Raw genomic sequence first — 12,749 nt, 5'->3', positions numbered from 1 at the left:
GAACGCTGCCGCGAGATCGACGATCGTTACGCCGAGGCCGACGCCCTCAACCTGCTCGGCCTGGCCATGCTGCGCCAGGACCGCGCCGCGCACGCGGCCGAACTGCTGCACCAGTCCTTGGCCCTGTGCCGGGAGATGGGCCACCGCCGCGGAGAGATCGACGCACTGTTGGGCTTCGGCGAGACGCTCCTCGCCCGCGGCCAGGCCGAACAAGCTCTGGCGCATCACGCGGCAGCGCTCGACCTGGCCGATCAAACCGGCGCGAGGTACCAACAAGCCTGCTCCCACCACGGCCTCGCCCACGATTTCACGGCCCTCGGCGAACACCTTGAGGCACAGAACCACCTATCCGAAGCCCTCAAGATCTATACCGAGCTGGCCGTGCCAGAAGCCGACCTGATCCGCGCCGAGACGAGTCGACGATCGGTGTGATCTCGGTACTCGGGCGCCTATCCGAATGCGAGCGGCAGCTCGTTCAGCCGATGCACGAAGAGCGCCCGGCTCCAGGTGAGCTCGGCGGCCGGCACCGCGAGCCGGAGATCCGGGAAGCGGCGCAGTAGTGTTCCGATCGCCAATTCGCCCTCGAGCCTGGCCAGCGGCGCCCCGAGGCAATAGTGGATGCCGTAGCCGAAGGCCAGCTGATGGCCGGGTGCGCGGGCCATGTCGAACCGGTCCGGGGCGGCGAACTCGGCCTTGTCCCGGTTCGCCGCCTGCAGGCCGATGATGACGAGTTCGCCGGGCTCCACGTGCGCGCCGCCGATGTCGACCGGGCTGAGCGCGGCGCGGATGTTCGCGACCGGGACAGGGCTCTCCAAGCGCAGGAACTCCTCGATCGCGGCGGGAATCAGGCCGGGGTCCGCGCGCAGCTTCTCCGCCCGGTCCGGCTCGATCATCAACAGGTAGATCCCGTTTCCGATCAGGCTCAGGGTCGTGTCGTGCCCTGCGATGATCATCACGGTCGCCATCGCGGTGAGCTCGTCCTCGCTCAAGGCGTCGCCCTCGTCGCGGGCCTGGATCATGGCGGAGAGCAGTCCGTCGTCCGGGCACTCGCGCTTCTCCGCGATCAGGCCGCGTAGATAGGCCGTGAACTCCACGGCGGCGTCCACCGGGAAATCCGGAGTGCCGAGCCCGGAGAGGACCGCACGCGACCACGCGCGGAAGCGATCCCGGCTCGCCTCCGGAATGCCCAGCAGTTCGCAGATGACCAGGACGGGCAGCGGAGTTGCGAACTCGGCCATCAGCTCGACCCGGCCCTTGTCCGCGAAAGCCGCGATGAGCTCGTCGGTCAGCTGGCTGATCCAGGGCCGCATGGCCTCGATCCGCCGGGCGGTGAAGACCCCCGAGACCAGCCGCCGCAACCGCCGGTGGTCCGGCGGGTCGACGTTCGTCAGCCCCTTGAGCAATGCGTTGCGCTGGTCGGTGGTGAGCTTGCCGCCGTCGAGCACTCCGGCTTCCATCATCGCGGCCACCGAGAGCCGCGTGTCGCTCAGCGCCGCGACCGCCTCCTCGTGGCCGACCACGAGCCACGCCGGCGTCCCGGTCGGCATCAGGACACGATGGATCGGGCCGCGCTCGCGCAACGCGTCCATGGCGCCCGTGTCAGCGAGCACGTCGGCGAGCGCGACGGCCTTTGTCTGCTCCTCCATTTCGCCCCTCCCGCGCTAGTGCCCGGCGCTCATGCCGCCGTCGACATGAAGGATTTCGCCGGTGACGAAGTGCGCGTTCTCCAAGTAGGTCACCGCTTCGACGATGTCGCCGATCTCGCCCATCCGGCCGACCGGGTGCAGGCCGGCGAGGATCGGAAGGGCTTGTTCGGGATGCATCGGGGTCTTGATCGCGCCGGGCGAGACGGCGTTTACCCGGATGCCGCGCGTGGCGTATTCGATGGCGAGGGACTTGGTCGCCGATTGCAGGCCTCCCTTGGTCAACGAGGTCAGTACCGAGGGGACGTTCGAATCGGCATTGTCGACCAGACTCGTCGTGATGTTGACGATGTGGCCGCCGCCCTGAGCGAGCATCTGCTCGACGGCCAGCTGGGTGATGTGGAAGAAGCCGCCCAGGTTCACGCCGATCAGCGCGGCGTACTCGTCCGGCGTGTAATCCGTGAAAGGTTTGGCGACGAAGATTCCCGCATTGTTGACAAGCGTGTCGATACGGCCGAACTTCGCGACGGCCTCGGTGATGACGCGCTTGGCGGTCGCGGCGTCCGCGATGTCGCCCGGGACAGCGAGGAACGCGTCCTCTGAGGCGGGGGCGATGGAGCGGGACGTGCCGACCACCGCGTAGCCGAACCCGCGGTAGGCCTCGACGAGGCTGGCGCCGATGCCCCGCGACGCGCCGGTGATGACTGCGACCTTCTGGGACTGGGAGTCCATGAACGATTCCTTCTTCGGAAGAAGTGGCCTACTCCCCCAGCAAAGCGCCGAGCGCGCAGGTTGCCTATCCGATGTCCGCGAACTATGGTCCGAACGGGCAAAGTTCGCTGACTATGCGGCTCATTCAACCCGCTCATGATGGTCCGACCCCGTCGCCCGCGGTCTGGTGAAAGGGACACCCGGAGAAGATGATTTTGGGAGAGTCGACGTGATCAAACTGGTCTATTGTCTGACCCGGAAGGAAGACATATCCGCTGAGGCATTCGCTTCTTACTGGTTGCAGCAACACGCGCCGAAGGTCGCCGAACGGCAGAAGGCACTGCGGGCGACCCGGTACGTCCAAAGTCACACGGTGGAAGGCGCACTGAACGACTTGCTGCAGCAGTCCCGCGGTCTCGAGGCTCCGTACGACGGGATCACGGAAATCTGGTGGGAGAGCGCGGATGCCGTCCGCGCGGCCATGGAGGCGCCGGACGGCCTCAAGGCCATGCAGGAGCTGCTCGACGACGAGTCGACCTTCATCGATTTCGGGCACTCTCGGTTGTTCTTCACCGAAGAGCACACCGTCTGCTGAGTGCCTGCGCTCGCCGATTACAGCAGAGCCCTTGGCCGACCCGGCACAGCCAGCCGTCATGCGAGGACCCGTTCCCCGGGCAGGAATTGCCGCCCGGAGAACGGGTCCGTCACTGCGTGGGGCTTGGCACGCGGCGCCGGTCTGCCCCCGCTCTAGCCCTCAGAGAGCCAGCGCGTGAGGCAGACCGTGCAGCAGCGCCTCAGCCCGGTCCGCCGCCGATGCAGCTGCTACGGCAACGTCCAGGACTGATTCGCGCCGCCGGAGCAGGACCAGATCTGCACCTGAGTGCCGGAGCCGCCCCACCCGGTGTCGTCCAGGCACTTGCCGGAGTTCGGGTTCACCAGCGACCCGTTCGCACCCGGCGTCCAGGTCTGCGCCCCGGTGCCGTTGCAGGTGTACAGGTCGACCTTCGTCCCGTTCGCGGTGCCGGCGCCATTCACGTCGAGGCACATGCCGAGCACCTGCAGGGAGTTGTTGCTCTCCACGGTCCACTGCTGCGCGTTGGTGCCGTTGCAGGTGTAGACCTGGATCGGGTTGAACAGCGCGGTGCTGGCGCTGCGGTCGTCCAGGCAGAGCCCTTGGTAACCGGTGATCTTCCCGGTCGAGCCTCCGCCTCCACCACCGCCCCCGCCTCCACCGCCACCGTTGAAGCTGGACGGGTTGTAGCAGGTGTTGGTGGACGAGTTGAACAGCGGGGTGGTGTCGACCGGCTCGTTGCTCGGCGGGGCGACGATGACCGGCGAAGAGCCCTGGGTCAGGTTGTCCTCGCAGTTGATGACGTCGCCCGAGTTGCCGCCCTGGCCGCCGACCCACAGGTCGATGTGGCGGACGCCGTTGTTCCAGTCGGAGTCGCACTCGACGCAGTCGTCTTCCATGATGAAGTACCGGTGCAGGTACGGGTAGTAGACGATGGTTCCGGGCGACAGCTCGTTCTGGTCCGTGGCGAAGGTGATCGGGTCCGAGTACGTGCCGGTGCCGCTGGCCACGCTGTGGATGACCGGGTACGCGATGGCGTCCCCGGGCGGCGAGTTGTCCGGCCAGCCGTACAGCGTGACCTCGTAGTTCTGAGTGGTGCTCGCCTGAGCGGCGACTGAGGAGGTGATCAGGCCCAGGGCCGCCGTCGCCACAGTCACCAAAACGGCGACCAGCATGGCGAACCAGCGCTTGGTCAAGCGCATGCGGGATTCCTTTCCGGTGCGGTGCAGTACGGGTACTTGCCTCAACGCGGAGATCCGGTTCCCGCCGACACGGGGTCACCGTGCGAACCCTGATTTCCCGCCTTGTCGCAGCCTCGTTTGCCCTCTGCGCGCTCCGGTGCGCCGCCCGGTCGATCAGATGTGTGACTCAATCGAGGTTAGTCAGCTTTACTGACGGTAGTGGGACGATACGACTCCGGCGCGGGACGGTCAACCGAGCGCCGGAAGAAGCCGACGGGCCGCCGGAAGGATCAGCGTTCTCCCGCTCCGAGCCGGCACATGCCGTGATCAGCGCGCGGGCGGGCACTGACGCTGTCCTTACTCCGGATGCGGTCGACTGGCAGGGTAAGCACTATCGACCCGGGGAAGGTTTCCGTGTCCGGTCACGAAGAGAAAGATCCATTCGGCGAGACCCAGTCCCCGGAGGACCCGCTCGGCCTGTTCGAGGCCTTCCGCGCCCGGCGGGAAGAGGACCAGGCGCCGGTCGAGTCCTTCCCCTCCCCCGAGCCGTACTCGAGCGAGCCGACGGCCGAGCTTCCACCGGTCGAGACGGAAGCCACCGTCCAATTCAACCCAGCCCAGTTCAACCCAGCCCAGTTCAACGCGGGCCAGTACAGCGCGGGGCAGTACGGCGCAGCGCCGTATGGCTCCGCCGAGGGCGCTTACGGTCCCGGTTTCGCGTCCGAAGCCGCTTACGGCGCCGGGTTCGCGTCGCCTCCGCCGCAGTCAGACTTCGATGATTACTCGAGCGCGGCGCCCGCGGGACCGGCCCGGTGGCGTGGCAAGACGCGCTCGGCGGTCGTGTTCGGCGCGGTCGCGGTGCTGGCCGCCGGCCTGGGCGTCGGGGTATACGCGGCCACTCAGTCGTCAGGCGGCAAACCCGGCGCCTCGCCTGCGGTCACGACCAGCGTGTCGCCCGCGAACCCATCGGCCGGCTCGTCGAAAGGCGCGAAGACCGGAAAGGTGCTGACCGCGCGGCTAACCGTGACGGCCGTCGGCACCGACTCGTTCACCGGCAAGACAGCCAACGGCACGGCCCTCACGGTGCGGATCGCGACGGGAACGAAGTTCGGCACGGCCGCACGGCCGTTCACCCGCGCGCAGTTGGTGCCCGGAGCGGTCGTCTACGTGCGGCTGCGGCATGCGGCAAACGGAGCGGCGATCGCCACGGAGATCGCGGCGGGGGATGCCCGCAAGCCCGCTACGTCCGCCACCGCCACTCCGTCAGCAGGCGCCTAACCGTCCCGCCCTCGCGGTTACTTGGTCGAAGGCGTCGTCGCCCGAACAGTCGCCGCGCGGAGATCATGCAGAAGGCATCCGCCCAACGCGCCGAATACGGCACAGGGACTCGCCGGGTTGGCGACCTCGGTGGAGCATGGCTCTCGTAGTTCCGACGCCCGGTCAAGGTTGGTGGGCACCGCACTAGACCGGGATCGTGACCAGGTTCTGTCCCGTGGTCGTCTCCACGTCGAAGTGGTCGATGTCAGACTGCTTCATCCCGGCACCGCCGTACAGCACCAGCGGCGCAGTGGCGCCGGGCACTCCGTAACCCGGGCTCGGCACTATCCAGGTCGCGACGACCTGGCGCTGCCCGGTCTTGGAGACGGCCACCAGGTCGCAGGTCAGCGGTCCGTGCACGCCGGACAGCTTGAGCGCCACGTGGGTGCCCCACTTCATGGACACCAAGCCGACCGTGGCCGAGGCCCCGGTCACGGAGTTCACCGCGCTGTGCTGCTCGCCGGTGACCGGCAGCGGCGCGTTCGTCGGCCCGGTGCCCTCGCCCTGCACGGTCGAGTTGTGGTTGCTCGCCGTGATGACGCTCGCGACCACCGGCCCACCCACGATCAGCACGATCGCGGCGGCGAGCGCGTACATCCGACGCAGCCGCGAGCGCTTGCGGGACTCGGCGACGCGGCCGATCAGCGCGTCGAGCATGGGGCTGGATTCCCCGGACGCCTGCTGCGGCTGCGGCTGCGTCAACGACCCAGGCATCGACGGCAATCCCGCCGCGTGCTTCCCGCGCGTAGGCGCTCCGGGGTCGGCCGGTGGCTGCCGTTCGGCGCCGAACTCGGCCAGGATCGGTTCGAGGGCGACCATCGACTCGAGTTCGTCGGCGCAGATATCGCAGCCTGCCAGGTGGTCCTCGAAAGCGGCCGCCTCGGCCGGATCGAGCAGGCCGAGCGCGTAGGCGGCGACATCGATGTGCGGGTCGCTCTCAGGCGCGCGCTGCTCTGTGGTCACGATGTCACCCCCCTCTCCTCCAGGGCCAGCTTCAGCGAGCGAAGTGCGTAGAAGACCCTCGATCGCACGGTACCCGCGGGAACGCCGAGCGCTTCCGCCGCCTCATTAACTGTACGGCCCTTGTAGTAGGTCTCGTCCAGTATCTCGCGGTGCGCGGGACTGAGCGCGGTCATCGCGTCGGAGATGGTCATCATCCGCAGCGTCTTGTCGAACTCGTCCTCGGCCGGGATGAATTCCAACGGCCCGGCGTCCACCTCGGGCGGCCGGGCCTGGCGGCTGCGGTGCCCGTCGATCACGATCCGGCGGGCCACAGTCACCAGCCAGGGGCGCAGCGAGCCGGCGCCGGGCTGGAGCTGTTCGGCGTTGTGCCAGGCGCGCACCAGGGTTTCCTGGACCACGTCTTCGGCGCGGTGGCGGTCGCCGCCTACCAGCCGCATCACGTACCCAAGCAGCGGGCCGGAATGCTCTTGGTAGAGGGCGCGCATCATCGCCTCGTCGGGCGCAACGCCGGCGGCGCGCGATTCGTCCGCCTCCGGTCTGCGGGTGGGGCGCTCGGTCACGGCGCTATCCTTCCGCACCCTGTCCTCCCGGTCGACATGCGATGCCCTGCGTGACATGAATCGGTGTCCGACGAACGCTGTCTTGCTGGTGCCGGACGCGATATTTGTGGAAAAACAAAGCACCGTGTGTGGAAAAGCACTGTGGAGGAGTGCTCCGCACGAGCGCGGCGCCGGACCGGCGATCGCCGATCGGCGCCGAACCAGGGCCCTGGCGCGGGCCGGCCGCTCCTTCTCGGCGACCGGCCCACCAGGCGCACCGGGGTCTACCAGCCGCTGGACGAGGTCGAGCCGCTGTTGTTGCCGTAGCCGCTGCTGTAACCGCCGGAGTTGTCAGTCGGGCTGCCGGTGGCGGCCGCGGCCGCGGCCGTGCCCTTGGCCTTGCCGCCGGTCGGGGTGGCGGCGTACCAGGTGCCGCCCACGCCCTGGCCGTTGATGTCGCCGGGCTTGCTGTCGCCGGCGTAGGTGTAGAGCGGCCAGCCGTTCAGGGTCAGCTGCTTGGTGCCGTCGGCCCGGGTGATCTCGCCGACCAGGGACTTGTCGACGCCGTTGAGCGAGACCGTGTCGGCGGCGGTGGCCGGGGGCCAGAGGGTCGCGCACTTGCCGGAGCAGTTGCTGGTCGGCGGCTTGGCGGAGTCCTTGTCGAAGCGGTAGAGCGTCATGCCGTTGCCGGAGACCACGATCTGCCCCAGCGGGGAGGCCGCGGCGACCAGGGCCGCACCCGCGTTCGTGGCGGCGCCGTTCGAGGAGTCCTGCGCTGCCGAGGACTGCGGCGCGGCCGCGGTGGTCGCGGCTGCGGCCGGGGCCGCGGAGGAGGAGCTGCCGTACCCGTTGCACGCGGTGGTCACGAGGGCGACGGCACCGAGCGAAGCGGTAAGAATGGCGGCGCGCTTGAAAACAGACATGGAGATACCCCTGGAAGAGAAGTCGTGGGAATTCTTTGTGATTCTCGGGCGCCCGTTCGGCGCTTGTACCTGTGTATACGCGGGCGGTCGGCGGGCTACTCAATCCAGTTTCAAGATTTTTTACGAGGCCCGGATATAAATAGAGAACGCGCGCGATACGAATTACAGGCGAGTATTTCTCAATCCAAAGACTGTGATCTGCGTCACACGGCAGTCCCCGGGGCGCTGGTGCCGGTGCTCAGCAGCCTGGCCCACGACTACGCCGTCTACGTGGAACGACGTCTGGGTGCGGCACGAGCTGAAATGACCGCTGGGCGAGGTCAGGCCGCGGCCGCGGTGTCGCGTCCCGGATCGCCGGCGTGCTTGGATTCGCGCCGCTCGATCTCGTGGAGAATGCGGGCGCGCTCCTCCATGATCTTGGGAACGGCGCGCAGGATCGCCGCAATGGCGAAGAAGAGCGCGGAGATCGCCACGGGGTCGCGGTGTGCCGTCCAGACGGCGAGCCCCATGATGGTCAGCAGCACCAAGCCAAGGATGAACCACCGTCGTCCGCTGATGTTGATGACCCGGAGAAGTGGCGGAAGCGTGTCCGAGCGGACGCGGGCGATACGGCGCGGATCGCGTTGCTTTGGCTGTGTCGTCATGTCCTGACGATCCGTCAGGGCCCTCCCGGTGTGTATTGACCGGATCGCCAATATCTGGCCTGTCGTCTAGTCACTTCCGGCTTGTGCGACTCCGACCGACCCGGCCCACCGCGGTCGACGCGGACGGGGATCGGGTAATCGATTCGCACTGCTGTGCGGCGAGATTGCTCCCAGTGAGCGCGTGACCGAAACGGTCGACCACTTAGTTCGCGCCTTGAATCTTGACAGTTTCCACAGAGAGCGCTCTCCTATACCTACCCACGCTCCCTGGTCTATACCAGTGACTCTCACGCTGTGCGATGCCGCCGTATCGACGACGGGTGCGTGGTTCGCCTGCGCGCAGGCGGTGGAGCACCAGCGGACCAGAACACCTGACGCTGGTCAGCACCGCCGAGCGGCAGAAACACAATGATCCATCCGTCGGCGCGCGGATGGCGATCTCGCCTCGGTGAGGAGTCGGCGCAGGTCCCGTCGGGCCTCGGCCGAGTCCTGGGCCGGCACGGGATCCGGTCCCCGCCGAAGGAGTCGTGGATGTTCGTACGCTTGAGAGCAGGCATCGGCCTGGCTGCGCTGGTCGCCGCCGGAGCCGGTGGAGTCGTGGTGGGCTCCGCCTCATCCGCGCTCGCCTCCTCCCCGAATCCGTGGCCCGCCCACGTCTTCGCCCCCTATGTGGACACCTGGACCGGCAACGTCACGCTGACCGACGTCGCCGCGAACACCGGCACGAAGTTCTTCACCATCGCCTTCATCGACGGCACCAACTGCCAGTGGCAGATCGGCGAGCAGTCGACGATGCAGTCGCAGATCGACAATCTGCGCGCCGAGGGCGGCGACGTGTCGATCTCGTTCGGAGGCTACGGGTCGGACACGAACCTGACGGAGCTGGGCGACTCCTGTCCCAGCCCGGAGGCCGCCGCCGCCCAGATCGAGTCGGTGATCGCCACGTTCAACGTGAGCCACGTGGACTTCGACATCGAATCGAACTCGCTGACGAACGGCGCCGGGATCGACCGCCGCGACAAGGCCCTGGCCGAGGTGCGGTCCTGGGCCGCGGGCAACGGGCGCCAGCTGTCGATCTCGTTCACCGTCCCGACCAACCCCGGCGGGCTGACCCAGGACGGCGTCAACCTGCTGGACAACGCCCAGGCCAACGGCTTCGTCCCGGACGTCGTCAACGTCATGACGATGGACTACGGAAGCTCGGGCACCGAGATGGGTAACGCGGCGAACCAGGCCGTCGACGCGGTCGCCGGGCAGGTGGCCTCCGCCTTCGGGCTGTCCACCGCCGCGGCCTACGCCAAGCTCGGCAACACCCCGATGATCGGCCAGAACGACAGCGGTGGAGAGATCTTCACCCTCTCCGACGCGTCCAGCGTCGAGTCGTACGCCGCGTCGCGCGGCATCGCGTTGCTGTCGTACTGGTCGGAGAACCGCGACAACGGCGGCTGCCCCGGAGCGACCGCCGCGGCAGGCAACTGCAGCGGCGTGAGCCAGAACACCGGCGACTTCGCCCGCGCGTTCCAGCCGTTCACCGGCGGAGGCGGTGGCTGCACGAGCAACTGCGGTGGCGGCGGGACCGGCCCGGGCCAGGTCACCCTCGCCTACAACGGCCTGTGCCTGGACGACCGCTCCGCGAGCACCACCAACTTCAACCCGGTCCAGGTCTACACCTGCAACGGCACCAACGCGCAGTCCTGGACCCTCACTTCAAGCAACCAGCTCCAGGTCCTCGGCAAGTGCCTGGACATCAACGGCGGCGGCACGACCAACGGCACCACGGTCGACCTCTACGACTGCAACGGCACCGGTGCACAGGTCTGGGAGCACCAGTCCAACGGCGCATATCTCAACCCGCAATCCGGCAGATGTCTCGACGACACCGGCTGGGGCGGCTCCGGTACCCAGCTCCAGATCTGGGACTGCTCCGGCAACTCCAACCAGTCATGGAGTCTGCCGTAAGCGTGTACGAACATACCGGGGCGGATGTCGGGCTTCGAAGCCGCACGTCCGCCCCGGTCCGTGCGTGAGGACCTGCTAGACCTAAGCCTGGCCGGCGCAGTTGGGGACCGTGCCGTGTAAGCACACCCACCTTTTATTTATCGGGCCCACACGCCCTGCTGCGTAGCGTGATCACCATGGCTGGCAGAGGGATGAGACCGCGTGCGATATTGGGGACGCTCTGCGTCCTCGTGCTCGCGGCGGCGTGTACGGCGAGCGGATCGGGCGCTCCGGGAACCACGAGTACGGCGACGGCTCCTGGTGCGACCCCGACGGGGATTTTCACATCGGGACCTGTCGCGGGCCTGCCGTCCGGGGCGGCGAAGATCAAACACGTCGTGGTGATCATGCAGGAGAACCGGTCGTTCGACAGCTACTTCGGCACCTTCCCCGGCGCGGACGGCATACCGGCGAACGTGTGCGTCCCGGACCCGGCCAACGGCGGCTGCGACAAGCCCTTCCATGATCCGAACGACGTCAACGGCGGCGGCCCGCACGGGGCGTCCAACGCCACCGCCGACATCGCCGGCGGCGCGATGAACGGCTTCGTCACGCAGGCCGAGCAGGCCCGCAAGGGCTGCCTGGACCCGAACAACCCCGCCTGCGCCAACAGCAGCGTGCCGGACGTGATGGGCTGGCACGACGCCAGGGAGATCCCGAACTACTGGACCTACGCCAGGGACTTCGTGCTCCAGGACCACATGTTCGAACCCAACGCCTCCTGGTCGCTGCCCGAGCACCTGTTCATGGTCTCCGAATGGTCGGCCCACTGCACCCAGCACGACAATCCGTCGAGTTGCGTCAACGCCCTGCAGAATCCGGGGAACCCGCCCGACTTCAAGGGCGCGGGCGGCGGCACGGGCAAGGCACCGATCTACGCCTGGACCGACCTGACGTACCTGCTGCACGAATACGGCGTGAGCTGGGGCTACTACGTGGCCACCGGCACCGAACCGGACTGCGAGGACGACAGCGCCGTGACCTGCGCGCCGATCAAGCAGAACGCGAAGACCCCGGGGATCTGGAACCCGCTGCCCTACTTCGACACGGTCAAGGCGGACGGGCAGCTGGGCAACATCCAGTCCCTGGACAACTTCCTCGGCCAGGCACAGAAGGGCGCCCTGCCGGCCGTCTCGTGGATCGCGCCTTCCGGGGACGTGAGCGAGCACCCGCCGGCCAAGATCTCCGCCGGGCAGGCCTATGTCACGACGCTCATCAACGCGATCATGCAGGGGCCGGACTGGGACTCGACCGCGATCTTCCTGGCCTGGGACGACTGGGGCGGCTTCTACGACCACGTCGCGCCGCCCACGGTGGACGAGAACGGCTACGGGCTGCGGGTGCCCGGCCTGGTCATCAGCCCTTACGCCAAACAGGGCATGATCGATCACCAGACCCTCAGCTTCGACGCCTACGACAAGTTCATCGAGGACCTGTTCCTGAAGGGACAGCGGCTCGATCCGGCCACCGACGGCCGCCCGGACCCCCGGCCCGACGTCCGCGAGAACGCGCCGCAGCTCGGCGACCTGATGGCGGACTTCGACTTCGGCCAGGCGCCGCGTCCACCGGTGGTCCTCTCCCCCAACCCCCCGCCAGGGCCCGCGTCGCGCTGAAGCGATGACCCGGGCAGGACGCGACGGACGTCGCGACCCCTCCGACCGGCTCGACCGGCACATGGCTCCGAGTCCTCAACCCCTGGGTTGACGCCTCGCGGTGGGACGCCGACGTCGCCTGCCACCCGAATGCCAACCCCAAGGTTGAGGATCAGGCAGGGGGCGCGGGCCTAGTTTTGGCCGCAGGCGGTGACGAGGGCCGCCGGAAGAGCGTCCGGAGGGAATGCATGAACGTCAACACAGCGGCGAACATCCTGCTCATCGCCGCCGCCGTGATCTGGATCCTGGCCAAGCAGGTCAAGGCCGCCCCGGTCAAGCCGAGACTGCTCGTGCTGGCCCCGCTGATCATGGGCTACTTCGGCATCAAGGACACCCCGGCGTCGACCTGGAAGTCCGGCGCGGACCTGGGCTTCATCGTGGTCGGCGCGCTGCTCTCGATCGGCCTCGGCCTGTGGCGCGGCACCACGATCCGGGTGTGGCGCGAGCAGGACGGCGGGTGGTGGAGGGCCGGGACCAAGTACACGCTCTACCTGTGGGGCGCGCTGCTCGTCGTGCGCGCGGTGCTCGCCGGGGCTGCCGGCGCGACCGGGCACAAGGCCGCCGACGGCCTCGGGCCGATCCTGTTCTCGCTGGCCCTGAGCTTCGC

Annotated in this window: 12 protein-coding genes and 1 pseudogene; 6 read left to right on the top strand and 7 right to left on the bottom strand. The window is 68.1% G+C overall.

Features of this window, described 5'->3' with window-relative positions:
- On the top strand, positions 1 to 432 hold a 432-nt coding region (locus VGZ32_RS11530; protein WP_326885938.1), incomplete at its 5' end, for a tetratricopeptide repeat protein.
- A 17-nt stretch (positions 433 to 449) separates the two neighbouring features.
- Here the strand turns inward: VGZ32_RS11530 and VGZ32_RS11525 are convergent.
- Together VGZ32_RS11525 and VGZ32_RS11520 are read right to left on the bottom strand one after the other, a co-directional pair.
- Positions 450 to 1,646, bottom strand: a complete 1,197-nt coding sequence (locus VGZ32_RS11525; RefSeq protein ID WP_326885937.1) for a cytochrome P450 — start codon at positions 1,644 to 1,646, stop codon at positions 450 to 452.
- A 15-nt stretch (positions 1,647 to 1,661) separates the two neighbouring features.
- Positions 1,662 to 2,375, bottom strand: coding sequence for an SDR family NAD(P)-dependent oxidoreductase (locus tag VGZ32_RS11520; protein ID WP_326885936.1), 714 nt, complete (start codon positions 2,373 to 2,375; stop codon positions 1,662 to 1,664).
- Between the two features lie 208 nt (positions 2,376 to 2,583).
- Between VGZ32_RS11520 and VGZ32_RS11515 the strand changes: the two genes are divergently transcribed.
- Positions 2,584 to 2,949, top strand: a complete 366-nt coding sequence (locus tag VGZ32_RS11515) for an EthD domain-containing protein (RefSeq protein WP_326885935.1) — start codon at positions 2,584 to 2,586, stop codon at positions 2,947 to 2,949.
- 227 nt (positions 2,950 to 3,176) lie between these two features.
- Here VGZ32_RS11515 and VGZ32_RS11510 read toward each other — a convergent pair whose 3' ends face one another.
- A complete protein-coding gene (locus VGZ32_RS11510; RefSeq protein ID WP_326885934.1) occupies positions 3,177 to 4,127 on the bottom strand; it encodes an RICIN domain-containing protein in 951 nt (316 codons plus the stop codon).
- Positions 4,128 to 4,520: 393 nt separating this feature from the next.
- Between VGZ32_RS11510 and VGZ32_RS11505 the strand changes: the two genes are divergently transcribed.
- Positions 4,521 to 5,384 carry a hypothetical protein gene (locus VGZ32_RS11505; RefSeq protein WP_326885933.1) on the top strand — a complete coding sequence of 288 codons (864 nt, stop codon included), beginning with the start codon at positions 4,521 to 4,523 and terminating at the stop codon, positions 5,382 to 5,384.
- A 183-nt stretch (positions 5,385 to 5,567) separates the two neighbouring features.
- Here the strand turns inward: VGZ32_RS11505 and VGZ32_RS11500 are convergent, their stop codons facing one another.
- From VGZ32_RS11500 to VGZ32_RS11485, 4 genes are all read right to left on the bottom strand, one after another.
- Positions 5,568 to 6,386: a zf-HC2 domain-containing protein gene (locus VGZ32_RS11500; RefSeq protein WP_326885932.1), complete on the bottom strand. Its 819-nt coding sequence runs from the start codon at positions 6,384 to 6,386 to the stop codon at positions 5,568 to 5,570.
- Positions 6,383 to 7,003, bottom strand: coding sequence for a sigma-70 family RNA polymerase sigma factor (locus tag VGZ32_RS11495; protein ID WP_414642533.1), 621 nt, complete (start codon positions 7,001 to 7,003; stop codon positions 6,383 to 6,385). The genes VGZ32_RS11500 and VGZ32_RS11495 overlap by 4 nt, the downstream gene beginning before the upstream one ends.
- A gap of 206 nt (positions 7,004 to 7,209) precedes the next feature.
- Positions 7,210 to 7,848: a hypothetical protein gene (locus VGZ32_RS11490; RefSeq protein WP_326885930.1), complete on the bottom strand. Its 639-nt coding sequence runs from the start codon at positions 7,846 to 7,848 to the stop codon at positions 7,210 to 7,212.
- A 320-nt stretch (positions 7,849 to 8,168) separates the two neighbouring features.
- Positions 8,169 to 8,372, bottom strand: coding sequence for a hypothetical protein (locus VGZ32_RS11485; RefSeq protein WP_326885929.1), 204 nt, complete (start codon positions 8,370 to 8,372; stop codon positions 8,169 to 8,171).
- Between the two features lie 651 nt (positions 8,373 to 9,023).
- On the opposite strand from VGZ32_RS11485, the gene VGZ32_RS11480 reads away from it, so the two are divergent.
- The 3 genes and pseudogenes from VGZ32_RS11480 to VGZ32_RS11470 form a co-directional block, all read left to right on the top strand.
- The gene (locus VGZ32_RS11480) at positions 9,024 to 10,451 is read left to right on the top strand and encodes a ricin-type beta-trefoil lectin domain protein (protein WP_326885928.1); all 1,428 of its coding nucleotides are present in this window, start codon (positions 9,024 to 9,026) and stop codon (positions 10,449 to 10,451) included.
- Positions 10,452 to 10,828: 377 nt separating this feature from the next.
- On the top strand, positions 10,829 to 12,103 hold the full coding sequence (locus VGZ32_RS11475) for an alkaline phosphatase family protein (protein ID WP_326885927.1): 1,275 nt from the start codon (positions 10,829 to 10,831) through the stop codon (positions 12,101 to 12,103).
- Between the two features lie 227 nt (positions 12,104 to 12,330).
- Positions 12,331 to 12,749 (top strand): annotated as a pseudogene (locus VGZ32_RS11470) (hypothetical protein); the annotation flags it as partial.

It is taken from the genome of Actinocrinis sp. (genome assembly GCF_035938995.1).
Taxonomy (GTDB): Bacteria; Actinomycetota; Actinomycetes; order Streptomycetales; family Catenulisporaceae; genus DASZGI01.
The sequence above is the reverse complement of the archived record's forward strand: the minus strand, read 5'-3'. Positions and strand labels throughout refer to the sequence as shown.